Raw genomic sequence first — 24,259 nt, 5'->3', positions numbered from 1 at the left:
CGCTTTACGTTTCCTGCGGCCCGCTTCGGTAGACGCGCGCGATGAACTTCCGCCGTATCGCACGAGTCCATTGATGGACATCGCGTGGCCCTCCGCGGAGACAAGCTTTGAGCCCACAGACCGACCTGATCGTCGCGCGTCCCGAAGGCCTGTACTGCCCGCCAGGCGACTTCCATATCGATCCGTGGCGGCCCGTCGAGCGCGCGGTCATCACGCACGCGCATGCCGATCATGCGCGCTTCGGGCATCGCCGCTATCTCGCAGCTGAACCCGGCGCGCTCGTGCTGCAGTCGCGGCTACCGGGCATCGCGTTGCAGACGCTCGCGTATGGCGAGCGCATCACGATCAACGGCGTCGCCGTGTCGCTGCATCCGGCGGGACATGTGCTGGGCTCGGCGCAGGTGCGCGTGGAATATCGCGGCGAAGTGTGGGTCGCATCCGGCGACTACAAGCTCGACGCCGATCCCACTTGCGCGCCGTTCGAGCCCGTGCGCTGCGATACCTTCATCACCGAGTCCACCTTCGGCCTGCCCATCTACCGCTGGGACGCGCCGCGAACGGTGTTCGACGGCATCGACAGCTGGTGGCGCCACAACGCGGCCACGGGTCGCGCTTCCGTGCTGTTCTGCTATTCGTTCGGCAAGGCGCAGCATATTCTCGCGGGCGTCGATTCGGGCATCGGCCCGATCTTCTGTCACGGCGCAGTCGAACCATTGAATCGCGCGTATCGCGCGGCGGGTGTCGCGCTGCCGCCCGTGCGCCTCGTCAGCGAGATTCCCTCGAAGAGCAAAGAGGCCTTCCAACAGGCGCTCGTGATCGCGCCGCCGTCCGCGCAAGGCAGCGCCTGGCTGCGGCGCTTCGGCGAATACAGCGACGCGTTCGCGTCGGGCTGGATGCGTCTGCGCGGCACGCGCCGGCGGCGCGGCGTCGATCGCGGCTTCGTGCTGTCCGATCATGCCGACTGGCCCGGCCTGCAAAAGGCCATCGCCGCGACGGGCGCACAGCGCGTGATCGTCACACACGGACAGGTCGAACCGATGGTGCGCTGGCTGCGTGAGCAAGGCCTCGAAGCGGGCGCGTTCGCGACCGAGTATGGCGACGATGCAATCGAAGCGGATGCTGCAGCGGCCAGCGAGGGCGAACCTGCAATGAACGCCGACGCATCGACGCCCGACGCATCATGAAGCGCTTCGCCACGCTCTATACCGCGCTCGACGCCACGACATCGACGCGCGACAAGCTCGAAGCGTTGATCACCTATTTCCACGCCGCGCCGCCCGAAGACGCCGCGTGGGCGTCGTATTTTCTCGCGGGCGGCAAGCCGCGCCAGTCGGTGCCGACGCGTCTGCTGACCGACATCGCGCGGACCCGCGCCGGCCTGCCCGAGTGGCTGTTCGAAGAGTCGTATCAGGCCGTCGGCGATCTCGCCGAGACCATCGCGCATGTGTTGCCGCCCGCCGCGCGCACGTCGGAGCTTGGCCTCACGCAGTGGATCGAGGAACGCATCCTGACGCTGCGCGGCGCGTCGCCGGACGCGCTGCGCGAACGGCTCGTCGCGTACTGGGACGAACTCGACTGGAGCGGCCGCTTTCTGTTGACGAAGCTGATCGGCGGCGGCTTTCGCGTCGGCGTGGCGCGGCAGCTCGTGGTGCGCGCGCTCGCCGATGTGGCGGGCGTCGATCACAAGCTGATCGCGCAACGCATGGTCGGCTGGACCGATTCGAGCCAGCCGCCCGACGCCGCGCGCTATCTGCGCCTGATCGCGCCCGCGCCTTCCGGCGACACAAGCGACGACGCGCAAACCGCGCAAATCCGCCATGAAAGCGAACTCGGCCTGCCCTATCCGTTCTTTCTTGCGCATCCCTTGCAGGTCGACCCCGCGACGCTCGGCGATCCGTCGTCGTGGTTCGCCGAATGGAAGTGGGACGGCATCCGCGCGCAAGTGGTGAAACGCGATGGCCGCGTGTGGGTATGGTCGCGCGGCGAAGACCTGATCACGGACCGCTTTCCGGAAGTCGTCGCGCTGGGCGAGACGCTGCCCGACGGCACCGTGCTCGACGGCGAAATACTCGCATGGGAACCCGGCGCGCTCGCGCCGCTGCCGTTCGCGCGGCTGCAACCGCGCATCACGCGCAAGTCGCTGACGAAGCGCGTGCTCGCCGAATCGCCCGCGACCTTTCTCGCGTACGACCTGCTCGAAGCGAACGGTGACGATCTGCGTATGCAACCGCTGCACGAGCGGCGCGCGCGGCTCGATGCACTGGGCGCGACACTTTCGGACACGCTCGCGAAAGACCTGCTGCGCGTATCGCCGCTCGTCGACGCACGCGACTGGAACGCGCTTGCGACGATGCGCGACGAGAGCCGCGCACGCGGCGTCGAAGGTCTGATGCTGAAGGAGCGCGCGTCGATGTATGGCGTGGGGCGAACCAAGGCGTCGGGCACCTGGTGGAAATGGAAGATCGACCCCTATGCCGTCGATGCCGTGCTGATCTACGCGCAACGCGGCCACGGCCGCCGCGCAAGCCTCTATACGGATTTCACGTTCGCCGTGTGGGACGAGGCCGACGGCGTGCGCACGCTCGTGCCCTTCGCGAAAGCGTATTCGGGCCTCACCGATGAAGAGATGCGCGAGGTCGATGCCATCGTGCGCAAGACCACCGTCGAAAAGTTCGGCCCGGTGCGCAGCGTCACGCCGACGCTCGTGTTCGAGCTCGGCTTCGAAGGCATTCAGGCGAGTCCGCGCCACAAGTCGCGCGTGGCCGTGCGCTTTCCCCGCATGCTGCGCTGGCGCACCGACAAGCACATCGACGACGCCGACACGCTCGCCACGCTCAAAGGTTTCATCAATGAACGCGAACGCGCGCGTTGATGTCCGCATTTTTGTGCATTCTAGCCAATGGTGTCAAAATACGGTTTTGGGCATTTCCAGGACCGAGGCAAACCATGGCAGGAGTTCGTCAGTTCAATGAAGACGACGCTTTCGCGCACGCGCTGGACGTCTTCTGGCGCAAGGGCTTTCGCGCCACGTCGATGCTGGACCTCGCCGAAGCGACGGGCGTGCAGCGCGGCTCGCTGTACAACGCATACGGCGACAAGGAAGAGATCTTCATGCGCGTGTTCGAACGCTATGCGCAGCGTTTCGTCGCGGACGCGCGCAAGGCACTCGACAAGCCCGATCTGCATGACGCGCTGACGTCGTTCTTCACGTTCGCGATCCGCTCGATCTCGCAGGGCACGCCCACGCGCGGCTGCCTGTCGACGAAAACGGCCGTCGAGATCGAACCCGACTCGCCGCGTCCGCGCGAGGCGTTGCAGGCCATGCTCGATACGCTCGAAGCGGCCCTGCTGAGCGTGCTCGACACGAAAGAAGGACGCGCGCAATTGACGCTGCCGCCACAGCAGGCGGCAAACCTGATCGTGACGACGACGCGCGGCATCGCGGTGATGGAACGCGTCTACGGCGATCCGAAGAAGCTCAGGCAGACAGCGTTCGCACTCGTCGACGTGCTGGTGCGCAAGCACTAACCGATTCGCTTCAACCGATACGCGTACGTCACATAAGGCACGGTTACCGTATCGTGCGCGGCCAGCGCCGGCTCCGACGCGATCAGCGCGCGCACCTCGCGCTCAACTTGCGCCCATTCTTCGGGCGGCAACGCGAGAATGAAGCTCGTCGAGTGTACGCGCGTCACGATCACATCTTCGACGGGTCCCGTGTGCCCGTGCGGCATGTGCCGCTCTTCCAGATCACCGAAACCCTCGGCCGGGAACACGTTGCGCCATTCGCCCGTGTGATAGCGCGGCGCATCGCCTTCGCGCGCGTTGACGATCGCGTCGAGCCGCTCGACCCACGGCACGCGCGCATCGCGCACGTTCCACACGAGCCCGAGATGGCCGCCCGGTTTCAGCACGCGGCGAATCTCGGCGAGCGCAGCGGGCGTCGCGAACCAGTGAAACGACTGCGCGCACAACACGGCATCGACGGATGCGTCGCCGAGCGGCATGCGCTGCGCAGTGCCATCGCGCACATCGACTTGCGGCAGCGCAGCGGCGATTTTTTCGCGCATTTGCGCAACGGGTTCGACGGCGATCACGCTTGCGCCCGTTTCGACCAGACGTGGCGTGAACTTGCCCGTGCCCGCGCCGAGATCGACGGCCGTCTTGCCCGGCCCGAGCGCCAGGTCGCCTTTCAGCCAGCCTGCCAGTTCCGGCGGATAGTCGGGGCGGCCCTTCGCATAGGTATTCGCGCCCTTCGTGTAGCCTTCCGACGCGGCGTGATGAACATGTGGCGTTTGGTCGGTCATATCGGTGATCTCAGTATCGAAGCTCTTCATTGTGAACGATCCATTTACGCGCGAGCAAATGATCATGTTCATGACGCACCGCCGCATCGATTGGAGACCGCCTCGTGCCGTAACCATGACCATTCGCAAGGCAAACGGGCATCGCTCTTGCGAGACTGTCGCGCGCGCGTCGACAGCGCGATAATGGTTATCGCACGACAGCGCACAGCGCATGGAGGTCGGCATGCAAGGCAGCCAGCTCACCGTGTTCGCGGCCACGACCGGCCCGCGCAAGCACCATCAGACGACAGTCAGCTGGATACTCGACGAAGCGCGGCAAGCTGGCATCCATGGCGCGACGGTCGTCGAGGTCAGCGAATGCGTGGACGTGCATGGCAAATATCACGCGGCGCGCTTTGTCGAACTCGCCGATCAGCCTGTCGCCATCACGCTCGCGGGAGAAAGCGAGCGCGTCGATGCGCTGCTCGACCGCCTGCGGCAAGGCAGCGTGCCGCTCTTCTATACGCGCTGCGCCGTCGATTACGAGGTGCTCGGCAGCGGTGTCCCGTGAAAGCGCGTAATCTGCTTCACGTCTGACGCACACAGCGACGCACACGCTGACCGATCCACGCGCTAGCGGTGCAACGCGAATCCGGGCGACAGGAGAAACGCGATGAAAACAGAGCCAAGACTCTTGCATGATGTCGGACTGTTCGATGCGGTGTTCGCTTACGTTCAGGACAAGGACCCCACGGTACACGCGGGCGCGATGTTCGGTTGCCCGGCTGCGTTCGTCGGCTCGAATCTCGCGTTTTGCGTGTACGGCAGCGGCATCGGAATCAAGCTGCCCGCCGAACGCGCGGCGCAGCTGGTGGACACGGGCCGCGCGTTCGCCTTCCAGCCGTATGGCCGCTCGGCGATGCGCGAATGGGTCGAGATACGGATAACGCGCGAGCGCGTCGGAGAGATCGCCTCGGTTCTGATCGAAGCGGTCGAATATGCGCGGCATCACGTGAGCCATGCGGGCGCCAGGGCGCCGTCGGCTTCGGCGTCGCGGGCCTAGCGGGTTGGCATCGAGCGTGCGAGCGTCACGATGAACGGCTGTCAATTGACTTTCTTCACTGAGCGCAACCGGCGGCACGGGCATCAGACCGTGTGCGAATGGCTGCTGCACGAGGCGCGCGGGCTTGGGATTCGCGGCGCGACGGTGGTGAGTTGCGCGCAGGGCGTTGGGCATGCGGGGGCTCTTCATGCTGCGCATGCGCTTTCGCTCGGCGACCAGCCGCAGCAGGTGATTCTCGCGACCACGGACGCTGAGGCGGATCGTCTGCTCGAGATTGTGCGTGCGGCGAATGTTCATGTGTTCTTTACTCGCATGCCGGTGGAGTTTGGGTGGATTGGCGGGGATGAGGCGGACGGGACGGATAAGCATCACGGGTTGTTCAGCCGTCACGGGAGTTGACGGGCGGCAGTTGCTTTGTCTGCGACGGCTGGTTGGTTTTTTTGCGTTTGCGCTGGCATCCGCGATGTGATGTTTGCCGTTCACGCGTCGCCCCTGTGCGGGGCGGCACCTACTTTTCTTTGCCGCCGCAAAGAAAAGTAGGCAAAAGAAAGCGGCTCACACCGCTAATTCTTGTTCCTGCCTGAGGGCCCCCAACCGGTCCCACGCTTCACACGGCAATCACGTGACCCATGTTCGTTGCCAACGCTCTTGCGCTGCGCCTCACCCGCTTCACACACCCACGCTGCATCATGCCGTGCCAGATAGTCCACCGCCGCCCAGATGGCAAACTTTGTGTAGGCCGTAGCGCCACACACGCCTCACTTCGGACCCGATAGCGCACGCTCCACCCTGTAAGAGCGCCAGGCTATACGCCGCGACAACCTACACACAGTTTGCCACCTGGGCAGCACATACCATTCGCTGCCGCTGGCCCGAGTACGGGTATTCGAAGCGGGTGAGGCGTTCATTCAAAGCGTTGGCAACGCGCGCCAGCAGAGACGCTGCCGTGTGAAGCGTAAGGCCGGTTGGGGGCCCTCAGGCAAATACAAGAACTGGCGGTGTGAGCCGCTTTCTTTTGCCTACTTTTCTTTGCGGCGGCAAAGAAAAGTAGGTGCCGCCCCGCACAGGGGCGACGCGTGAACGGCAAACATCACATCGCGGATGCCAGCAAAAACACAAGCAAACCAAACCGGCCACGCCACGAAAACACCGCATACGCCGCATACGCCGCATAGGCGCCACGACGCATGCCAGCACAAAGCCAAATCCCGAGATCACTTACCCCGCACAGCGCTCATTACGAGTAGATAACCCATGCCGACGGCAGCCATCCCTGCCCACTGAAAATCCAGTTGTAACCACAACGTCATGGCATTTGCCCGACTGGCTATGCAATAATCAACGTTCACTTACATCGCTCGCCGCCCGTGCTGCTTGCCATCAAGGCTTTTATCGCTCCCGTCATCGTCGCCTGCGCGATGTTCATGGAGAGCGTCGATGCGAATGTCATCGTCACTGCGCTGCCTGAAATGGCGCGCGCCTTCGGCCGGGACCCCGTCACGCTGAAAATCGCCGTCACCAGCTACGTGCTCGGGCTCGGCGTGTTCATTCCCGTCTGCGGATGGCTGGCCGACCGTTTCGGCGCGCGCTCGGTGTTCCGCACGGCAATCGGCATCTTCGTGGTCGGCTCGCTGGCGTGCGCGGCATCGACATCACTCGCGACATTCACGGTCGCGCGCTTCATACAGGGCGTGGGCGGCGCGATGATGGTGCCCGTCGGGCGGATCATCATCTTCCGCGTGGTGGAGCGTTCCGAATACATACGCGCGATGAACTACCTGAGCGTGCCCGCGATGCTCGGACCCGCGGCGGGACCGCTGCTAGGCGGCTTCATCACGACGTATCTGCATTGGCGGCTGATTTTCTTCATCAACATTCCCGTCGGCATTCTGGGCATCTGGCTCACCAACAAATACATCAAGAACACGCGCGAGCCGCATCCGGGTCCGCTCGACTGGGTGGGTTTCGTTTTGTCGGCGGGCGGCGCGTCGCTGTTTCTGCTTGGGCTTTCGCTCACTGACGGCGAACTGGTTACGGGCACGACAGCCACCGTGATGACGGTGATCGGCGCTGTGATGCTTGGCATCTACGTGCTGTATGCGCGGCGTGTCGAACGTCCGTTGCTCGATTTGCGGTTTTTTCGCGTGCCGACGTTTCAGGCTAGCGTGCTGGGTGGATCGCTGTTTCGTATCGGGCTTGGTGCTGTGCCGTTTTTGCTGCCGCTTGTGCTGCAGGAAGGGCTTGGGATGAGCGCGTTCGAATCGGGGTTGATTACGTGTGCCTCGGCGTTTGGTGGCATGTTCATGCGGACGCTTGCTGCCACTGTCTTGCGGCGCTGGGGGTTTCGCACTGTGCTGATGTATAACGCGGCGTATTCGGGTATCGCCATTGCCGCGTGCGGTGCGTTTTTTCCTGGGACGCCGACGTGGTTGATCTGGGTCATCGTGCTGCTTGGTGGGTTCTTTCCTGCTTTGCAGTTTACGAGCTTGAATTCGATGACTTATGCGGAGATTGAAAGCCGTGATGTGGGTCGGGCGACTAGTCTCGGCAGTGTTGTGCAGCAGATTTCTCTTGGGCTTGGGGTTACCGTTGCTGGGATTGTTTTATCGATTACTCGCGCTGTGCATGGGCATGCTGCGCTGCAGTGGTCGGATTTCTGGCCCGCGTTTGTTGTGGTTGGGCTCTGTTCGTTTGCTTCGATTCTTGTTACCAGGAAGTTGTCGGCTAATGCTGGGGATGAGATTGTGAGGGGGAAAAGAGAGGTCACTACGAAGTAGGTTTTTTGTTGTCTGCGACGCTGGTCGGTGTTTGCGCTTGCATCCGCGTTTGCGTTTTCTCGGCGCGGCCGGTTTGGGTATGCTGGTCGTTTCGCTGGCATCCGCGCGGTATGCCTTCGTGGTCCACGCGTCGCCCTCGGCGGGGCGGCATGTCTTCTCGCTGGTATCCGCGTTTTGCCTTTTCGCTGGCATCCGCGATTTGTTAGCTTGCTTCAAGCGTCGCCCCTGTGCGGGGCGGCACCTACTTTTCTTTGCCGCCGCAAAGAAAAGTAGGCAAAAGAAAGCGGCTAACACCGCCAACATTTCTTCTTGCCTGAGGGCCCCCAAAGGGTCTTACGCCTCACACGGCAATCACGTGACCCATGTTCGTTGCCAGCGCTCTTGCTGTGCGCATCACCCGCTTCACGCACCTGCATTACAGTATGCCGTGCCAGATAGTCCACCGCCGCCCAGGTGGCAAACTGTGTGTAGGCCGTAGTGCCACACACACCCCACTCCGGACCGATTGCGCACGCGTCCCACCCTGCAAGAGCGCCACGCTATACGATGCGATAACCTACACACAGTTTGCCACCTGGGTGGCACATAGCATTCCCTGCCGCTTGCCCGAGTACGGGTATTCGAAGCGGGTGAGGCGTTCATTCGAAGCGTTGGCAACGAGTTCCGACCAGGGCACTGTCATGTGAAGCGTGGGGCCGTTGGGGGCCCGTGGACAAGAACACGGGCTGGCGGTGTGAGCCGCTTTCTTTTGCCTACTTTTCTTTGCGGCGGCAAAGAAAAGTAGGTGCCGCCCCGCACAGGGGCGACGCTTGAAGCACGCTAACGTAATCGCGGATGCCAGCGCAAAGCACAGCGGACCGCCCAGCGTCGCAGACATAGAGAAAAGGAGCCACTGCAATGCCAGAAACAACGATCAGCCGATACCCAGTCCCGACCCCGGGTGAATGGCCCGACGACATCCGCGCCCGGATACTGGAAGTCCAAGCCAAAGCGGGCTTCGTCCCAAACGTCTTCCTGACACTGGCCCACCGCCCGGACGAATTCCGTGCCTTCTTCGCCTACCACGACGCCCTGATGTTAAAAGAAGGCGGCCTCACCAAAGGCGAGCGCGAAATGATCGTAGTCGCAACGAGCGCCGTGAACAACTGCCTCTACTGCGTAGTAGCGCACGGCGCAATCCTGCGCATCTACGAAAAGCAACCGTCGCTAGCGGATCAACTAGCCGTGAATCACCGCAAAGCCGACATCACCCCACGCCAAAAAACGATGCTAGATTTCGCGCTAAAGGTATGCCGCGACTCGGCATCCATCAACGATGAAGATTTCAACACCCTGCGCACACACGGCTTCAACGACGCCGACATCTGGGACATCACCGCGATCACCGCATTCTTCGGCCTGTCGAACCGCATGGCCAACGTCATCTCGATGCGCCCCAACGACGAGTTCTATCTGATGGGCCGCATCCCGCGAGAATAGAAGACAGCCAGCAGCACTACTGCTCCATCGCCCGCGACCGCGGCGACAACGGCGACGACATCAGCGCGTCCAGCGACATCGGCCGCGCCAGGTGATACCCCTGCCCGTGCGCCGCGCCGATCGTGCGTAACAGCTCGAGCGTCGGCTGATCCTCGATGCCCTCCGCGACCACCGTCAGCTCCAGCGATTCCGCCATCCGCACGATCGCGCGCACAATCGCGCGGCTGCGCGCGCTCTGCGTCAATTCGAGCACGAACGACTTGTCGATCTTCAGGCCGCTGAATCGATACTGGTGTACATAGCTCAATGAAGAAAAGCCCGTGCCGAAATCGTCGAGCACGACGCACATGCCGTTATCCGCAAGGCTTTGCATCGTCGTGCGCGCAAGGTCCGGCTCGGCAACGAGCGCGCCTTCCGTCAGTTCGAGCGAAATGCGCGAAGGATGCACGCCATAGCGCTTCAACAGTTCGAGCAGTTCGTCCGCGAACTCGGGGCGCGTGATGCTGTAGCTCGACAGATTCACCTGCACGGGCGGCCAGTCGATATGCTCCGGCTGCGCGAGAATCTCCGCCACGCGCGTGAGCATATACATGTCCAGACGACCGATCAGCTTCAGCCCGTCCACCGCGGGCAAGAAACGCCCCGGCGCCCAGACCTCGCCGTTCGGCTGCTGCCAGCGGATCAACGCCTCCAGCGCGACCAGCTGGCCGCTGCCGATATCGACGATAGGCTGGAAATACGGCACCAGCTCGTCATCGCGCTTGAGCGCATTGCGCAGCGCGCCCTCTGTTTCGATCTGATCCGACAGCTCACGGCGCATCTGGTGGTTGAACACCGCGAAGCTGTCGCGGCCGCGATTCTTCACGCGGTACATCGCGGCATCGGCGTCGCGCAGCAGGTCGGCGGGCTCGCGGTGATGCGCGCTGTCCGCGCTCACCACGCCGACGCTGCATGACGTGAACACCGTCTGCTCGCCGATGTTGAACGGCGTATCGAAGGCCGCAAGAATGCGCTCTGCAAGCGACAGCACCGTTTGCAGGTTCGCGCCCGGCACCACGACAGCGAACTCGTCGCCGCCCAGACGCGCGAGCAGATCGTCGCGCCGCAAGCATTCGCGCAGACGCCCGGCCACGTCGACGAGCAATGCATCGCCGAACAGATGGCCGAGGCTGTCGTTGACGACCTTGAAGCGGTCGAGGTCGATGAACAGCACCGACAACGGATCACCGCGCTTGCTGTAGCCATGCCACGCCGCTTCGAGCCGCTCGTACAGATGCGAGCGGTTCGGCAGGCCCGTCAGCGCGTCGTGATAGTTCTCGTGCAACAGCCGCGCGTTGGCCGCGTCGAGTTCCTGGGTGCGCGCCAGCACGCGCGCCTCGAGTTCGAGATTCGCCGCCTGCTGCGCTTCCGCGACGCGCCGCCGCGACAGCGCCGTATCGATGTGGCGCGACACGAAGGTCAGCAGTTCCTGATCGCGCCGGTCGTAACGCACGCTCGACGAATAGCTCTGCACGACGAGCACGCCGCGCACCACGCTGCCGTCGAAGAGCGGCACGCCAAGCCACGAGCGCAAGCGGATGTTCTCGCTGTCCAGCTTGATCTCGCCCGCCTCGACGAGACGCACGGCGTCGCTGGTGTCGAGCAGGCAAGGCACGCGCTGGCGGATCACATACTCGGTCAGCCCGCGCTCGTGGCGACGAGGTATGGGCACATCGTGCTGCGTTTCGTCGATGTAATACGGAAACGACACTTCCGCCGTCGCGGGTTCGAAGAGCGCGATATAGAAGTTCTTCGCATACAGCAGCCCGCCGACGATCGCATGCAGGCTGCGAAAGAACTTGCCGATATCGACGGATTGACTCGACAGCTCAGCGATTTCGAATAGCGCTGCCTGCAGGTGCTGCGCGCGCTCGCGCTCGGCGATTTCCGCGCGCAGCGTGTCGTTCAGCCGCGACAGTTCGGCCGTGCGGCGCGCCACTTCGGCTTCGAGGCCGACGCGGTGCAGAATGCGGTCGAGCGCCATCGCCACGTGCCGCGCGACGACGAGAAACAGCGCGCGGTCCTCGGCGCTATAGATGCGCGACGCGTCGTAGACCTGCATCGTCACCATGCCGAACACCTCGTCCGAAGCGTTTTTCAGCGGCGCGCCCATCCAGAACTTCGGCCGGTGCCCGACGCAGTAAAAGCGCCCCGTCGCGGCCGCGTCGATGATGCCCTTCTCGTCGATCAGCAGCGGCTGCCCCGTGGTCAGCACGTAACCCGTGAGCGACAGGCGCCCGGGGTCGACCATGTCCATGTGATTCGTATCGACGGCTTCGGTGTCGATCAGGTCGATGTAATACGGATACGTGACGGCGCCCGTTTGGCCGTCGTAGAGCGCGAGATAGAAGTTCTCCGCGTCGATCAGCGTGCCGAGACGTTCGTGGATGGCCTGCAGGAACTCGCCGCGCTCGCTGATCGAACTGGCGAGATACGCGATGTCGTACAGCACCCGCTGCACGTTTTGCGCGCGCACCAGCGCATCGGCCTGCATCTGTTCGCCGATCGCGCGTGCGAGCGCGGTAAAGGCCGGATCCGATGCGAACGACGCGGGCGCGAGCAGCCATCCGAGCGCGAGGTCGCTGCGGCCCGTCGGCCACGCGAACCAGCCGCGCTCGACGCAGGCGTCGTGCAGCATCGCAGGCACGATCGTGCGTGGCCAGTCGAAGCGCGTCGCGCCCTCGCGCACCAGTTCGAGATGCTGGCCCGCGCGATACCACGCCCAAGGCACGCCGAGCGCCTCCACCGCGCGCGCCGCCTCGTCGATCGATTTCGCTCCCGTCCCGCCTGCCGACAGATCGGCATTCCACATAAATCAGCCCTCGTGCCGTCCCGTGATTGTTTTGCGCCTCGAACCGTTATATCGACGTAAGCAACAGCAAACTTAATGTATCTGGCCCGCAAAAAAAATGCCTCAAGCACACGAAAACGTTTGCTTGAAGATTTTTCGGATGCGGTTTTGCCCTGATTGCTACGGAATGGGATTTGCTGTTTAGCTGACGTCCGCGCCGCTCATGCGAGGCAGTCTTTCGCTTCGCATGCACGGCGCATCAGCGTCAGTTCGAGGAGCAGACATGCAAGCACATATGAGGGGCGCGGTACACGCGGAGGTATTCCGGCTGGGTCCGCGTGACTGGGTGCCGAATAATGCGCACCTCCCCGTCATCCTGTATCGGGACGTGCTGGACGGCGACGGCTCAGGCGGCGGCGAGCGGCTTGCCGACGCGTTCGAAGCGATGTTCAAGCGCAACGGCTGGCCGCCGAAATGGCGCAACGGCATCTTCGACTATCACCATTTCCATTCGTCGGCGCATGAAGTGCTGGGAATCGCCGGGGGCGCGGCGGATGTGATCGTGGGCGGCCCGGGCGGCCGTGTCGTGCATCTGGAAGCGGGCGACGTGATCCTGCTGCCGGCGGGCACCGGGCATTGCCTCGAATCGTCGAGCGGGCCGCTCAACGTGATCGGCGCGTATCCGCCGGGCCAGCAATGGGACATCCGCCGCGACGCTTTGACCGGGAAGGAGCGCGCCGCGATGGAAGCCCTGCCGTTTCCGCACAGCGACCCGGTGCGCGGCGCACAGGGTCCGTTGATCGAGCACTGGCTGAACGAGGCGTAAGCGTTGTCAGCGCCGGCGTTGCATCGTCATGGTGCAGCGTCAGTGCTGCACGCCCCAGCGGCGCACGGTCACGCGTTCCAGCGTGTCGAACACCAGATGCTCGACGAGCAGGCCGATCGCGATGACGGCGGCGAGTCCCGCGAACACGCGGTCGGTGTAGAGTTCGTTGCGGTTCTGGAAGATGTACCAGCCGAGTCCGCCGTTGCCGCTGCTCGCGCCGAACACGAGTTCGGCGGCGATCAGCGTGCGCCACGCGAAGGCCCAGCCGACCCGCAGCCCCGCGAGGATCGACGGCAGCGCGGCGGGCACGAGGATCAGCACGACATGTCGCAAGCCCGTCAGGCCATAGTTGCGGCCCGCCATCCGCAAGGTCGCGGGCACCGCGCGAAAACCCGAATACGTGTTGAGCGCAAGCGGCCACAGCACGGCATGCACGAGCACGAACAGCAGGCTGCCCGTGCCGAGGCCGAACCACAGCAACGCGAGCGGCAGCAAGGCGATCGACGGCAACGGATTGAACATCGCGGTCAGCATCGACAGCAGATCGCGGCCGATGCGAGTCGACACGGCGAGCGATGTCAGCACGAACGCGAGCGCGACACCGAGCAGGTAGCCGCGCAGCAGCACCGACATCGACACGGCTGTTTTCTGCAGCAGTTCGCCCGATGCGATGCCTTGCACGAATGCCAGGAACGTCGCGCCGAAGGTCGGCAGCAGCAGATCGTTGTTGATTGCGCGCGCAGCGATTTCCCATATGGCGATCAGCACGATCGCGATGATCGTCTTGCTCAGCCACGACTGGTTTGCAAGGCGCCGCGCGAGCGGCAACGGCGCTTCGACGGCGAGATCGCCGACGGGTTCGAGCGGCCGCTCGTATTCGGCCCGCACGGGCGGCAACAAGGTGGAAGGCGTGCTCATCGGGCGAACTCCGTCTCTTCGAACAGCAACCGATGGATCTGCGCGACGCGATGCTGGAAGTCGCTGCGGCCCAAGCTGTCCTGCGTGTACTGGTGGCTGTTGAGTTCGGCGCGCACGCGCCCCGGGTGCGGCGACAGCAGCAGAATCCGGCTGCCGACAATCAGCGCTTCCTCGATTGAATGCGTGACGAACAGCAGCGTGAAGCGGACTTCTTCCCACAGGCGCAGCAACTCTTCCTGCATCTTGCGGCGCGTGAGCGCATCGAGCGCGGCGAACGGCTCGTCCATCAGCAGCACGCGCGGCTGCATCGCGAGTGCGCGCGCAATCGCGACGCGCTGCTTCATGCCGCCCGACAGCGTGTGCGGATACGCATCGGCGAACTGCGCAAGGCCGACCTTGTCGAGATAATGCTGCGCACGTTCTTTCGCCTCGGCGCGGCTCAGCTTCTTTGCCGCGCGCAAGGGAAATGCAATGTTCTCCAGCACCGTCTTCCACGGCGGCAACTGATCGAATTCCTGGAACACGACGATACGATCCGCGCCTGGCTCGCGCACCGTTTCACCGTCGAGCGTGATCGTGCCCGAGGCAGGCTTGATGAATCCGCCGACGGCTTTCAGCAACGTCGACTTGCCGCAGCCCGACGGGCCGAGCAGCACGAAACGGTCGCCGCCATAGACGTCGAAGCTGACGTCGTGCGTGGCGCGCACCACGCGCTCGCGCGTGCGGTATTCGAGGCTCACGCGATCGACGGCAAGCAGGCGGCTCGAATGCGCCGGCTCGCTTGCCTGCGTCGCGGCAGGTTCAGGGAAAAGCACGGAAGGATTCGCGACCATTAGCGCGCTCCTTTGAGTTGAACTGCGTGCGAAATGACTTTCACAATGACGACACCGCATAAGCAAAACGACAACATACGGTGAGCCTCCGCAAAGACCAACCAATGAATGTAGATATTCAATGCGCTGTGATGCATAAGCGCCGTAAATCGCGCTATGACCGCCGTCGCGTCTTGTTTAGCAGCGTGATTTCACTCGTGCCAGAAACAGAAAAACCCGCTGAAATAGCGGGTTTTTTGCGTATCGAATGTGGCAGCGGTCAGCTTCCGGCCGCCGTCGCCGGGTCGTCGAAGAAGTAGTCTTTCCACGACTTCGGTTCGTTGCGGATCGCGCCAACGCGATACATGAACTGCGCAAGCGCAAACGTGTTTTGCGGCGCGACCTTGAATTGCACCTGCGGATTGCGGATCACCGAGAGCAGCAGATTGCGATCCGTCTTCGCCTGATTCACGCGAATGTAGATATCGGCGGCGGCTTCCGGATTCGCCGTGACGAATTGCGCGGCATCGGCGAGCCCGTTGACGAACGCGCGATACGTCTTCGGGTTCTCGCTACGGAATTTCTCTGTCGCATACAGCACGGTCGCCGAACTCGGTCCGCCCAGCACGTCGTATGAATTCAGCACGATATGCGCTTTCGGATTCGCGGCCAGTTCCTGTTCCTGGAACGGCGGATTGCCGAAGTGCCCCGTAATCTCCGTGCCGCCCGCAATGATGGCAGCCGCTGCATCGGGATGCGGCACGGCCTGCGTGAGCTTGTCGAGACGGTTGTACTCCTTGTCGCCCCAACGCTTTGCAGCCGCAAACTGCAACACGCGCGATTGCACAGAAACCGTGACGGCCGGCAGCGCGATGCGGTCCTTGTCGGTGAAGTCAGCGATCGTCTTCACGTTTGGATTGTTCGACACGAGGTAATACGGCAGATTGCCGAGCGACGCGACGCCCTTCACATTCTGCTTGCCGTGCGTGCGATCCCAGATGGTGAGCAAGGGGCCGACGCCTGCGCCCGCAACGTCGACCGAGCCGGACAGCAGCGCATCGTTCACGGCAGAACCGCCCGACAGCTTCACCCAATCGACCTTGATGTCGAGCCCTTCCTTGCGCCCTTCTTTCTCGATGAACTTCTGGTCGCGCGCGACGTTCAGCAGCAAATAGACGATGCCGAACTGTTCGGCAACACGGATCTGGCCTTCAGCGTGCGCGTCGAGCGACACACCGAGACTGGTTGCGCCGAGCGACAACGCGAGCATCGTCGAAACGAAACGGCGAGCGAAAGACGGCCGCGCCGCGGCCGGGCGAAATGAAAACTGCATCGGAACTCCGGGTGTCGGAAAACGGGAATGAGGACTGCGCGCGGATCAGAACGGCGCGTTGCCTTCGATCGTCGTGCGATACAGCTTGCGGCGCAGATGATCGGGCGTGCCTGCCGCGAGATGCATCAGCGAGCGGTTGTCCCAGAACACGAGATCGTGCTCCGCCCACTGATGACGATAGATATGTTCGTCACGCACGCTGTGCGCAAACAGCGCTTCGAGCAACTTGCGGCTTTCGTCTTCGGGCAGGCCGACGATATGCGTCGTGAAATGCTCGCTGACGAACAGCGCCTTGCGGCCCGTTTCCGGGTGCGTACGCACGATGGGATGCACGACGGGCTTCACTTCGGCGATCTGCTCGGCCGACAGGTTCGGCCGCCACGGGCTGCGCTTTTGCAGTTCCGCGTATTTGGCGAGGTACGTGTGCTCCGCCGAGCGTCCCTCGACGGCCTTGCGCAAATGCTCGGGCAGCGTGTCCCACGCCAGATGCATGTTCGCGAACAACGTGTCGCCGCCTTCCGAAGGCAGTTCCTGCGCGTGCAGCAGCGAGCCGAGACTCGGCTTTTCCTTGTACGACAGGTCCGAATGCCAGAAGTGGCCGGCGTCGCCGAGTCCGATCGGCTGACCGTTCTCGCGAATGTTCGACACGATCAGCACTTCAGGATGACCGGGCAACTGAAACTGGTGCAGCACATGAATCTGCAGCGGCCCAAAACGGCGGCTGAAGTCGATGTGCTGCGCGGGCGTGATCTGCTGATCGCGAAACACCAGCACGTGATAGTCGAGATGCGCGCGGTGAATGCGCGCGAAATCTTCGGCGGAAAGCGGCTGGTTCAGATCGAGGCCGAGGACTTCGGCGCCGACGGGCGCATTGAACGGAACGATTTCGAGCGGTCGGCGCGCGCCGGCCGATTGCACGCGCGGCGCGGCGTGTTGAGAAGACGAAACAGTGGTTGTCACGCTGAATGTTCTTTGTAGGGTTGCAACGATGGAATCAATCTACGGCCAGCGTACGGGTGCGTCAACGAAGCAAATCCCATACTCATATCTGCTTTAGCGATAAACGGTGGGCTAGCCTGGAGAGCCGCGCTTTCTGGTTTCGCGCAATTTTGCGCGACCGCTTCGCCGTGCTCGCGCAACTTTCAGAGACGGTTGCGTTGGGTGGCCGCATAGTGGCATCGCGCGCTAGCGCACAGACGATGGCTGACGTGCGTGACAAGTTCGGGCTACCATCAGGGACCGGCCACTGCCGGCTCAGGGTCTCGCGCCAGTTCCATGACAAAGGATTGCATCCACTCGATTGCCGTGCTGGCCGCCCTCGGAGCGGGACTCTGCTGCGCACCCGCGCATGCGCTCGAACTCGACGGGCAACTCGTCTGCAAGACCGACGCGCACACCTTCATTCAGCCGCTGCTCGACGATGAATACATCGACCCGAATCCGATGCGGGTCGAATCCAATTCGGTCAACGCATTCCGCCCGAAGCGCGGCCGCGATCTCACGGCGTTCGGCTTTCACGTCTACGCCGTGCTCGGCTATCAGCGCGACGATGCGATCTTCCGGCAAGGCACCGGCAAGGCAGAAGCCGATTCGATCTATGGCGTGGTCGTGTCGGGTCCTTCGGAGTCGGTGCGCGTGCGTGTGCAACAGTCGGGCAGCGAAGCGACCGTCAAACAGGTGTTGCCTTTCATACTGACAGCGATCGTGTGCAGCGCCGGCTGAGACTGTTGTAATTCGCCCAAACGGTGCACGCTGCCATCAAACGGAAATCCCCTCCCAGCTAATCTCATCCGCGCAATTCATGCGTAGCGGGTTGATCGCGCGCCGCTTCACGGCGAACTTTCCAGCGATTGTTTCGATTTGATGACTCTTTCCTGCGATATGACGCAAGAGTCTGCTGCAGCAACACGGCGTTAAATCGGACCCCGCGTTTTCCTATACTCGCCAGGCTGTTTTTCACTCATTGTCTGGAATAGCTGGAGCTCAACCATGAAAAGAATTCCCGCCGCAGTTGCGGTGCTCGGCGCATTGGCCGCAACGGGCGCGCACGCGCAAAGCTCGGTCACGCTGTACGGCATCATCGACGCGGGCCTGATGTACACCAACAACGTGCAGAAGAGCGGCACGAGCGGCGCGCTGTTTCAGGCGACGAGCGGCACCATCAACGGCAGCCGCTTCGGCCTGCGCGGCGCTGAAGATCTGGGCGGCGGCTACAAGGCGATCTTCGTGCTCGAAAACGGCTTCAACGTGCAGAACGGCACGCTCGGCCAGCACAGCCGTCTGTTCGGCCGTCAGGCGTATGTGGGCCTCGCCAGCGCCAACTACGGCCAGCTCACGCTGGGCCGCCAATATGACTCGCTGGTCGACTTCGTCGCGCCGCTGTCGGGCACGGCTGGCACGTTCGGCGACACGGGCTTCGCTCACCCGTTCGACAACGACAACCTCAACCATTCGATCCGGATGAGCAACGCGGTCAAGTACACGAGCAGCAACTACGCAGGCTTCAAGTTCGGCGCGTTGTACGCGTTCTCGAACAGCACGGACTTCGCGATCAACCGCGCGTATAGCGCGGGCGCGAGCTACCAGTGGGGTCCGTTGAACGTCGCGGCCGGCTATTTGCAGATCAACGGCTCGAACAGCACGACGAACACGGGCGGCGCAGTCGATACGGCTGAATCGGCGGCAAACGGGATTGGCGGCTTCCAGGTCGGCGCGGGCGTCGAGCGCGTGTTCGGCGCGGGCATCAACTACGCGTTCGGTCCCGCGACGGTCGGCTTCGTCTACACGAACAGCCACTATCAGCAAACCAACGCGTTCGCGATGACGAACGGCTCGATGCACTTCGACAACTATGAACTGAACGCCAAGTATCAGTTCACGCCCGCCATCACGTTCGGCATCACCGACACCTACACCGACGGTCACATCAGCGGCTCGCCGACGTTCGGTTCCGATCCGAAGTTCAACCAGGTCAATGCGCAGGCCATCTACGCATTCTCGAAGCGCACGGACGTGTACGCCGAAGCGATGTATCAACACGCCATCGGACAGCACTACGTCGCGTTCATCAACACGTCGGGCGGCGCGTCGTCGACGGCCAACCAGGTTGTCGCGACGATCGGCATGCGTCACCGCTTCTAAAGCGTCACAGCTTCAACTATCGGGATTTGCGTTTCGAAGCCCGCCGCGTTCTGCGCGGCGGGCTTTTTTGCGCGCGCGTCGCGCCGTATCGTTCTGCGAGACGGAAGGCTGCCTTCCAGATACGGCCGTTTTTCTCTGCGTGTGCGATCCGTAGACTTGTTTTGCTGGCTCATGCAACACCGCCGGCATCCTCGGATCGCTATTGGAGAACGTCTTGAAGTCCACAGTTGCCGCCGCTGTCGCCATGTTGGCAGCGGCCTTGCTCGCCGCCGCACCCGCCCTTACGCAAGCGCAGGAACCCAGCACTCGCCTCACGCGCGCTCAGGTCCGCCAGGAACTCGCCGATCTCGCGTCCGTCGGCTACCAGGCTGGAGGTGGCGAAGACCCGACTTATCCGTCGAAGGTGCAGGACGCGATGCAGCGGCTCACTGCCAAACGCGCCGCCCAATCCGCGTATGGCGCGGGCACGTCGGGTTCGTCGCAGACGGGCGCGGGGCATCCTGCCGCGCAGTAACGTTTGGATTAGCGCAGTGCCGCGTAATTGCGGCACTTTCACGCGTTGTGGGCACTGCATGACCTGCACAGCTCGGCGTCCCCAATGTACGAACGACCGTGCGTCAATGTCGAAGGCGTACGGTCGTTACTCGCAAGTTCAGCCAAATCGCATGATCTAACTCGCAATCGCACGCTTCTCCTCGCTTCCGTTCAGCACTTAACCACGCCACCGCAAGCGGATTGACTCCAAAAACAACGATTAGACCGCAAACTCAATCCGGCTTTGTGCATCGCACCATATTTTTGTCTATAGTGGTGGGTGGAGATGTCTTTCGCATCCGCGAAAGCGCTGATTATTGACGGATAGTCCGCCCCGAAGCGGACACCAGCCCGCCGCGGCCCATCAGGCTCGCGGCCGCTCAGGCGAGGAGAAATCACGATGTTCGATGCCGAAATCGCCGCAAAGCTGCTGAACCGGTGGACGGTCAGGCCACCGGCCGCGCAGTGCGACAGCTATCTGGATCTGCTTCGCGAGGGGAATCTCAACTTCACCCATCAGCTGGGTCGCGCGACGCCGGGCGGCGTCGCTTCAGAGAGTCTCTTCGATCTCGAATCGCTCGTATTCGTCGACGGCTCGCGCGCACTTCGCCTGAAGGCGCCCGGCGCGACGCCCGACTGGACGCAGTGGGCCGCGTTCGAGCCGCCGCTGCGCCCTGTGGCGAATGAGACCGCGCCGTTTGACGACGAGTCCTGCACGCTCGAGGCGCCCGAACGCTGAGTCATGCCTATGCGCTGTTACTGCGCCGCCTTGATCCGCTCGATGAGCGCCATCGCGGCGGCGGGATTGTGTACCTTGTGCCCGCTGATCACGAACAGGTAGACATCGCGCGCCTTCTTGGGCGCGGCGCGGGCATAGGTGTCGAGATCGTCGGGCGCACCGCCCGCGGCCCAGGTCTGCGCGCGCTCGGTCCATTTGTCGAGCGCCTTCTTCGTGTAGCCGCTCGGATTCGCCTCTTCCGTGCCCATGATGCGCGCGTAGACGAAGGACGCCGTCGGATCGGCGATCTGCGGATACTTCGAATCACCCGCTACGACAATCGCGACGCCATGCTTGCGCGCCAGCGCGACGAACGCCTCGTCGCAGAAACTCTCGTGACGCACTTCGACGGCATGGCGCAACGTCTGCCCATCGACCTTCGCTGGCAATAACTCGAGGAAGCTGCCGAAGTCATCGGCATCGAACTGTTTGGTTGGCGGGAATTGCCAGTTGATCGGACCGAGCTTGTTCTTGAGTTCGAGCACGCCGCTCGCGACAAAGCGCTCGATGGAATCGCGCGCTTCCGCCAGCACGCGCCGGTGCGTCGCGAAGCGCGGCGCCTTCAGCGCGAACACGAAGTCGTCGGGTGTTTCGTCGTGCCACTTCGCAAAGGTAGCGGGCTTTTGCGAGCCGTAGAACGTGCCGTTGATCTCGATCGCCGTGAGCTGGCGGCTGGCGTATTCCAGCTCGCGCTTCTGCGCGAGCCCTTCCGGATAGAACACGCCGCGCCACGGTTCGAAAGTCCAGCCGCCAATGCCGATATGAATTCGCGTTGCCTTCGCCGTCGTTTTTCGAGTCGTCATGGTTCACGCCTTGGCGCATGCCGCGCGAGAGCAATGATGCACAGAATAGACGATGCAAGCCGGCATTTCCGCAACGGCACATCGTCGCATCACGCCAATCGAAGGCGGACAAGGCACGGCGCGCCCGGCAAGAAGCATAAGGCGCGCTCGTTCCTTTTTGCGGCCGCGTGAGCGACCAGAAAATCAGAACACCGCACGCACCACGCCGCCATCCGCGCGCAACGCCGCGCCATTGGTCGCCGACGACAGTTCCGAGCACACGAACACGACCATGTTCGCGATTTCCTCGGGCGTCGTGAAGCGCTTGAGGATCGAGCTGGGCCGCGCCTGTTCGAAGAACTGCTTTTCGAATGCCTCGAAGGTCTGTCCGCCCGAGAGCTTGTCGATGAATTCCTCGACGCCATCCGAGCTGGTCGGCCCCGGCAACACCGAGTTGACCGTCACGGCCGTGCCCGTGCATGTTTCGGCGAGACCGCGTGCAAGCGCAAGCTGCGCGGTCTTGGTCAAGCCGTAGTGAATCATCTCGGTTGGAATCTGGATGCCGCTTTCGCTGCTGATGAACACGACGCGCCCCCAGTCCTTCTGCTTCATACCGGGCAGATACGCGCGCGACAGCTGCACGCCGGACATCACGTTCACGTTGAAGAAGCGCAGCCACTCTTCATTGGAGATTTCTTCGAACGGCTTCGGATCGAAGATGCCCATGTTGTTGACGAGAATGTCGACCTGCGGAAAACGCTCGACGAGCCGCGCGACTTGCGCCGCGTCCGACACATCGCCGGCGAATCCTTGCACGGTCGCGTCGGGCACTTGCGCGCGCAGTGTTTCGATGGCGTGATCGACCGATTGCTGCGAGCGGCCGTTGACGATCACGTGTACGCCTTCGCGCGCGAGCCCGACGGCGATCGCATGACCAATGCCTTTGGTGGAGCCCGTTACGAGCGCAAGCTTGTTTCTGATCTTGAGATCCATCTGGTTTCCTTTCAATCGTGCGATAAACGGATCGCGGACAAGACGCGCGCAACGCGCTATCGTCCCGCATCGTGACGTTGCATTCGCGAGTGTAGGACCGGGATAGAAATATTGCAGCCGGCGGGACGGATACCGCGTGAGGCGCCCGCGATCACTGAGTAGCCAGCGTCCTGAGCGATTGCGAGCACGATTCTTCAAACAGTACTAGCATCCGACTGACATTCGCCGGGTACAAGAGAACACATTCATGCATAACGCGTGACCATCCGGCGCAATGTCCAGATAACGAGTTATCCACGCATCGAGGATACGAAGAGACGCCCATGAAAACACGCACCCGGCTCGCCGCGCTGCTCGCGCTCGCCACTCCCGTCGCGTTCGCGCAGAACAGCGTGACGCTCTATGGCCGCATCGATGGCGGCGTCCAGTATCTGAATCACATCGCGACGCCTTCGGGCGGCAGCACCTCCAGTTGGACAGCCGAAGGCGGCGACTGGGGCACCAGCATGCTGGGCTTCAAGGGATCGGAAGATCTTGGCGGCGGCATGTCGTCGGTGTTCGATCTGGAAACGGGACTGCAGGTGATGAACGGCACGACGAGCGGCGGCCGGCTGTTCTCGCGCCGCGCGTATGTCGGACTCGCTGATAAACGCTTCGGTCAGATTCAGGCAGGCCGGAACCTGTTTATCGATAGCGACGGTGTGTGGGAATTCGATCCCTTCGTGCAGCAGGCTTTCTCGTCGGCATCGCTGGTGCGTGGGCGCAACTGGCAGCAGACGAGCAATAACATCGAGTATCACAGCCCGGTTTTTCACGGCTTCGATGTCCAGGGGCAATACGCGTTGGGCAATCAGGCGGACGGCTTCAATCGAGGCGCGCCCGGCGAGTTCGGCCGCTCGGACGGCATCATGCTCACGTACCACTCGCAACTGTTCGACGTGCGCGGTATCTACGACGAACTGCGCGACGTGAATGGGCGCATGACCAACGTCTTCACGAGTTCGCGCGAATACTTTGTCGGCGCGAATGTGCGTGTATCGAAGGTAAAGATTCAGGGCGCCTATACGCACCTCGCCGCGCCCGATACGCCAGCGGGCCTCGCCGACAGCGCGGACTACTACTGGCTCGGCGCGACGTGGGAAGCCACGCATCAATTCGCCGTGACGGCGGCGGCCTTCTACGTCCATCTGAGCGAAGGCTCGGGCGACGCGACACACGACCCCGCCGGACACGCGACGATGTTCGTGCTCGGGTCCACCTACAACCTGAGCCAGCGCACTTTCCTCTACGGAACGGTCGCCTACATGCGCAACAGCAGCCACGCGAACTTCTCGCTGCTCGCAACTTCGCGCGATGCGACGGGCAGCGCGAACACGAACCCGTTGCCCGGCGAATCGCAAACGGGCGCCTACGTCGGCGTAATGCACGTCTTTTGATCGAGGCCGTCATTCGTACGAACAATGGCGGGCTCATTCCACTTCGGCATCGATCTCATTCCAATACCGGAATACCCGCTGCTGTCACGCGATTCGAGTAGTGCTTCGATATGCGGCGCTTGACCACGCGCAAGACAACCCGCATTTGCCTACTATTGAATCGCACACTGATTCAACCTGAGACGGAAGCCAGAGATCAACACGCGCATTCGCGCTCACCGCATCTCTCCAGGTCGATTTCGATCGCAGCAATCGCGCTCCTGCCGCTGAC

At 62.8% G+C, this 24,259-nt stretch carries 22 protein-coding genes; 14 read left to right on the top strand and 8 right to left on the bottom strand.

Features of this window, described 5'->3' with window-relative positions; translation table 11 throughout:
• Positions 1–107: 107 nt before the first annotated feature.
• From BLT65_RS10310 to BLT65_RS10300, 3 genes are all read left to right on the top strand, one after another.
• On the top strand, positions 108–1,184 hold the full coding sequence (locus BLT65_RS10310; RefSeq protein ID WP_091777471.1) for a ligase-associated DNA damage response exonuclease: 1,077 nt from the start codon (positions 108–110) through the stop codon (positions 1,182–1,184).
• On the top strand, positions 1,181–2,872 hold the full coding sequence (locus BLT65_RS10305; protein WP_091777469.1) for an ATP-dependent DNA ligase: 1,692 nt from the start codon (positions 1,181–1,183) through the stop codon (positions 2,870–2,872). Before BLT65_RS10310 ends, BLT65_RS10305 begins: the two co-directional genes overlap by 4 nt.
• Positions 2,873–2,946: 74 nt before the next feature.
• Entirely contained in the window at positions 2,947–3,528 is a 582-nt protein-coding gene (locus BLT65_RS10300; RefSeq protein ID WP_091777467.1) for a TetR/AcrR family transcriptional regulator, read from the top strand.
• Here the strand turns inward: BLT65_RS10300 and BLT65_RS10295 are convergent.
• Positions 3,525–4,337, bottom strand: coding sequence for a class I SAM-dependent methyltransferase (locus BLT65_RS10295; protein ID WP_208545753.1), 813 nt, complete (start codon positions 4,335–4,337; stop codon positions 3,525–3,527). The genes BLT65_RS10300 and BLT65_RS10295 overlap by 4 nt on opposite strands.
• 193 nt (positions 4,338–4,530) lie before the next feature.
• On the opposite strand from BLT65_RS10295, the gene BLT65_RS10290 reads away from it, so the two are divergent.
• From BLT65_RS10290 to BLT65_RS10270, 5 genes are all read left to right on the top strand, one after another.
• Positions 4,531–4,857 carry a DUF190 domain-containing protein gene (locus tag BLT65_RS10290; RefSeq protein ID WP_091777674.1) on the top strand — a complete coding sequence of 109 codons (327 nt, stop codon included), beginning with the start codon at positions 4,531–4,533 and terminating at the stop codon, positions 4,855–4,857.
• Between the two features lie 102 nt (positions 4,858–4,959).
• A complete protein-coding gene (locus BLT65_RS10285; RefSeq protein WP_042311179.1) occupies positions 4,960–5,349 on the top strand; it encodes a hypothetical protein in 390 nt (129 codons plus the stop codon).
• Positions 5,350–5,379: 30 nt separating this feature from the next.
• Positions 5,380–5,748 carry a DUF190 domain-containing protein gene (locus BLT65_RS10280; RefSeq protein WP_091777465.1) on the top strand — a complete coding sequence of 123 codons (369 nt, stop codon included), beginning with the start codon at positions 5,380–5,382 and terminating at the stop codon, positions 5,746–5,748.
• Positions 5,749–6,686: 938 nt separating this feature from the next.
• Positions 6,687–8,126: an MFS transporter gene (locus BLT65_RS10275; RefSeq protein WP_279634448.1), complete on the top strand. Its 1,440-nt coding sequence runs from the start codon at positions 6,687–6,689 to the stop codon at positions 8,124–8,126.
• A gap of 897 nt (positions 8,127–9,023) precedes the next feature.
• On the top strand, positions 9,024–9,605 hold the full coding sequence (locus tag BLT65_RS10270; RefSeq protein WP_091777462.1) for a peroxidase-related enzyme: 582 nt from the start codon (positions 9,024–9,026) through the stop codon (positions 9,603–9,605).
• Positions 9,606–9,621: 16 nt separating this feature from the next.
• Here BLT65_RS10270 and BLT65_RS10265 read toward each other — a convergent pair whose 3' ends face one another.
• Entirely contained in the window at positions 9,622–12,456 is a 2,835-nt protein-coding gene (locus tag BLT65_RS10265; RefSeq protein ID WP_091777460.1) for a sensor domain-containing phosphodiesterase, read from the bottom strand.
• Between the two features lie 262 nt (positions 12,457–12,718).
• Here BLT65_RS10265 and BLT65_RS10260 point away from each other — a divergent pair, with 262 nt between their 5' ends.
• Positions 12,719–13,261, top strand: coding sequence for a cupin domain-containing protein (locus tag BLT65_RS10260; protein WP_091777458.1), 543 nt, complete (start codon positions 12,719–12,721; stop codon positions 13,259–13,261).
• Between the two features lie 39 nt (positions 13,262–13,300).
• Here the strand turns inward: BLT65_RS10260 and BLT65_RS10255 are convergent, their stop codons facing one another.
• The 4 genes from BLT65_RS10255 to BLT65_RS10240 all read right to left on the bottom strand — a co-directional run bounded on the left by BLT65_RS10255 (position 13,301) and on the right by BLT65_RS10240 (position 17,242).
• Positions 13,301–14,179: an ABC transporter permease gene (locus tag BLT65_RS10255; protein ID WP_091777456.1), complete on the bottom strand. Its 879-nt coding sequence runs from the start codon at positions 14,177–14,179 to the stop codon at positions 13,301–13,303.
• Complete coding sequence (locus BLT65_RS10250; RefSeq protein ID WP_091777454.1) at positions 14,176–15,012, bottom strand: ABC transporter ATP-binding protein; 837 nt, start codon at positions 15,010–15,012, stop codon at positions 14,176–14,178. The genes BLT65_RS10255 and BLT65_RS10250 overlap by 4 nt, the downstream gene beginning before the upstream one ends.
• A 259-nt stretch (positions 15,013–15,271) precedes the next feature.
• Positions 15,272–16,324 (bottom strand): ABC transporter substrate-binding protein, encoded by a 1,053-nt coding sequence (locus BLT65_RS10245; RefSeq protein WP_091777452.1) that lies wholly within the window; start codon positions 16,322–16,324, stop codon positions 15,272–15,274.
• A gap of 45 nt (positions 16,325–16,369) precedes the next feature.
• On the bottom strand, positions 16,370–17,242 hold the full coding sequence (locus BLT65_RS10240; RefSeq protein WP_091777450.1) for a TauD/TfdA dioxygenase family protein: 873 nt from the start codon (positions 17,240–17,242) through the stop codon (positions 16,370–16,372).
• A 357-nt stretch (positions 17,243–17,599) separates the two neighbouring features.
• Between BLT65_RS10240 and BLT65_RS10235 the strand changes: the two genes are divergently transcribed.
• The 4 genes from BLT65_RS10235 to BLT65_RS10220 all read left to right on the top strand — a co-directional run bounded on the left by BLT65_RS10235 (position 17,600) and on the right by BLT65_RS10220 (position 20,738).
• Positions 17,600–18,046 (top strand): hypothetical protein, encoded by a 447-nt coding sequence (locus BLT65_RS10235; RefSeq protein WP_091777448.1) that lies wholly within the window; start codon positions 17,600–17,602, stop codon positions 18,044–18,046.
• Between the two features lie 267 nt (positions 18,047–18,313).
• Positions 18,314–19,465 carry a porin gene (locus BLT65_RS10230; RefSeq protein ID WP_042311207.1) on the top strand — a complete coding sequence of 384 codons (1,152 nt, stop codon included), beginning with the start codon at positions 18,314–18,316 and terminating at the stop codon, positions 19,463–19,465.
• 214 nt (positions 19,466–19,679) lie between these two features.
• On the top strand, positions 19,680–19,979 hold the full coding sequence (locus BLT65_RS10225; protein ID WP_091777446.1) for a DUF4148 domain-containing protein: 300 nt from the start codon (positions 19,680–19,682) through the stop codon (positions 19,977–19,979).
• Positions 19,980–20,399: 420 nt separating this feature from the next.
• Positions 20,400–20,738 (top strand): hypothetical protein, encoded by a 339-nt coding sequence (locus BLT65_RS10220; protein WP_091777444.1) that lies wholly within the window; start codon positions 20,400–20,402, stop codon positions 20,736–20,738.
• Between the two features lie 17 nt (positions 20,739–20,755).
• On the opposite strand, the gene BLT65_RS10215 is transcribed toward BLT65_RS10220, so the two are convergent.
• Both BLT65_RS10215 and BLT65_RS10210 read right to left on the bottom strand, forming a co-directional pair.
• Complete coding sequence (locus tag BLT65_RS10215) at positions 20,756–21,580, bottom strand: DUF72 domain-containing protein (RefSeq protein WP_091777442.1); 825 nt, start codon at positions 21,578–21,580, stop codon at positions 20,756–20,758.
• A gap of 183 nt (positions 21,581–21,763) precedes the next feature.
• Positions 21,764–22,552 (bottom strand): SDR family NAD(P)-dependent oxidoreductase, encoded by a 789-nt coding sequence (locus BLT65_RS10210; RefSeq protein WP_091777440.1) that lies wholly within the window; start codon positions 22,550–22,552, stop codon positions 21,764–21,766.
• 323 nt (positions 22,553–22,875) lie between these two features.
• Between BLT65_RS10210 and BLT65_RS10205 the strand changes: the two genes are divergently transcribed.
• The gene (locus tag BLT65_RS10205; protein WP_091777438.1) at positions 22,876–23,988 is read left to right on the top strand and encodes a porin; all 1,113 of its coding nucleotides are present in this window, start codon (positions 22,876–22,878) and stop codon (positions 23,986–23,988) included.
• Positions 23,989–24,259 lie beyond the last annotated feature (271 nt).

This window comes from Paraburkholderia steynii (genome assembly GCF_900100565.1).
GTDB classification, from domain to species: Bacteria; Pseudomonadota; Gammaproteobacteria; order Burkholderiales; family Burkholderiaceae; genus Paraburkholderia; species Paraburkholderia terrae.
The sequence above is the reverse complement of the archived record's forward strand: the minus strand, read 5'-3'. Positions and strand labels throughout refer to the sequence as shown.

Excerpts from the sequence above, each read along its gene's own strand:
- BLT65_RS10215 (WP_091777442.1), bottom strand. The coding sequence starts at position 21,580 with ATGACGACTCGAAAAACGACGGCGAAGGCAACGCGAATTCATATCGGC.
- BLT65_RS10260 (WP_091777458.1), top strand. The coding sequence starts at position 12,719 with ATGCAAGCACATATGAGGGGCGCGGTACACGCGGAGGTATTCCGGCTG.
- BLT65_RS10270 (WP_091777462.1), top strand. The coding sequence starts at position 9,024 with ATGCCAGAAACAACGATCAGCCGATACCCAGTCCCGACCCCGGGTGAA.
- BLT65_RS10280 (WP_091777465.1), top strand. The coding sequence starts at position 5,380 with ATGAACGGCTGTCAATTGACTTTCTTCACTGAGCGCAACCGGCGGCAC.
- BLT65_RS10220 (WP_091777444.1), top strand. The coding sequence starts at position 20,400 with ATGTTCGATGCCGAAATCGCCGCAAAGCTGCTGAACCGGTGGACGGTC.
- BLT65_RS10295 (WP_208545753.1), bottom strand. The coding sequence starts at position 4,337 with ATGAAGAGCTTCGATACTGAGATCACCGATATGACCGACCAAACGCCA.
- BLT65_RS10305 (WP_091777469.1), top strand. The coding sequence starts at position 1,181 with ATGAAGCGCTTCGCCACGCTCTATACCGCGCTCGACGCCACGACATCG.
- BLT65_RS10265 (WP_091777460.1), bottom strand. The coding sequence starts at position 12,456 with ATGTGGAATGCCGATCTGTCGGCAGGCGGGACGGGAGCGAAATCGATC.
- BLT65_RS10210 (WP_091777440.1), bottom strand. The coding sequence starts at position 22,552 with ATGGATCTCAAGATCAGAAACAAGCTTGCGCTCGTAACGGGCTCCACC.
- BLT65_RS10205 (WP_091777438.1), top strand. The coding sequence starts at position 22,876 with ATGAAAACACGCACCCGGCTCGCCGCGCTGCTCGCGCTCGCCACTCCC.
- BLT65_RS10285 (WP_042311179.1), top strand. The coding sequence starts at position 4,960 with ATGAAAACAGAGCCAAGACTCTTGCATGATGTCGGACTGTTCGATGCG.
- BLT65_RS10255 (WP_091777456.1), bottom strand. The coding sequence starts at position 14,179 with ATGAGCACGCCTTCCACCTTGTTGCCGCCCGTGCGGGCCGAATACGAG.
- BLT65_RS10290 (WP_091777674.1), top strand. The coding sequence starts at position 4,531 with ATGCAAGGCAGCCAGCTCACCGTGTTCGCGGCCACGACCGGCCCGCGC.
- BLT65_RS10235 (WP_091777448.1), top strand. The coding sequence starts at position 17,600 with ATGACAAAGGATTGCATCCACTCGATTGCCGTGCTGGCCGCCCTCGGA.
- BLT65_RS10230 (WP_042311207.1), top strand. The coding sequence starts at position 18,314 with ATGAAAAGAATTCCCGCCGCAGTTGCGGTGCTCGGCGCATTGGCCGCA.
- BLT65_RS10245 (WP_091777452.1), bottom strand. The coding sequence starts at position 16,324 with ATGCAGTTTTCATTTCGCCCGGCCGCGGCGCGGCCGTCTTTCGCTCGC.
- BLT65_RS10250 (WP_091777454.1), bottom strand. The coding sequence starts at position 15,012 with ATGGTCGCGAATCCTTCCGTGCTTTTCCCTGAACCTGCCGCGACGCAG.
- BLT65_RS10300 (WP_091777467.1), top strand. The coding sequence starts at position 2,947 with ATGGCAGGAGTTCGTCAGTTCAATGAAGACGACGCTTTCGCGCACGCG.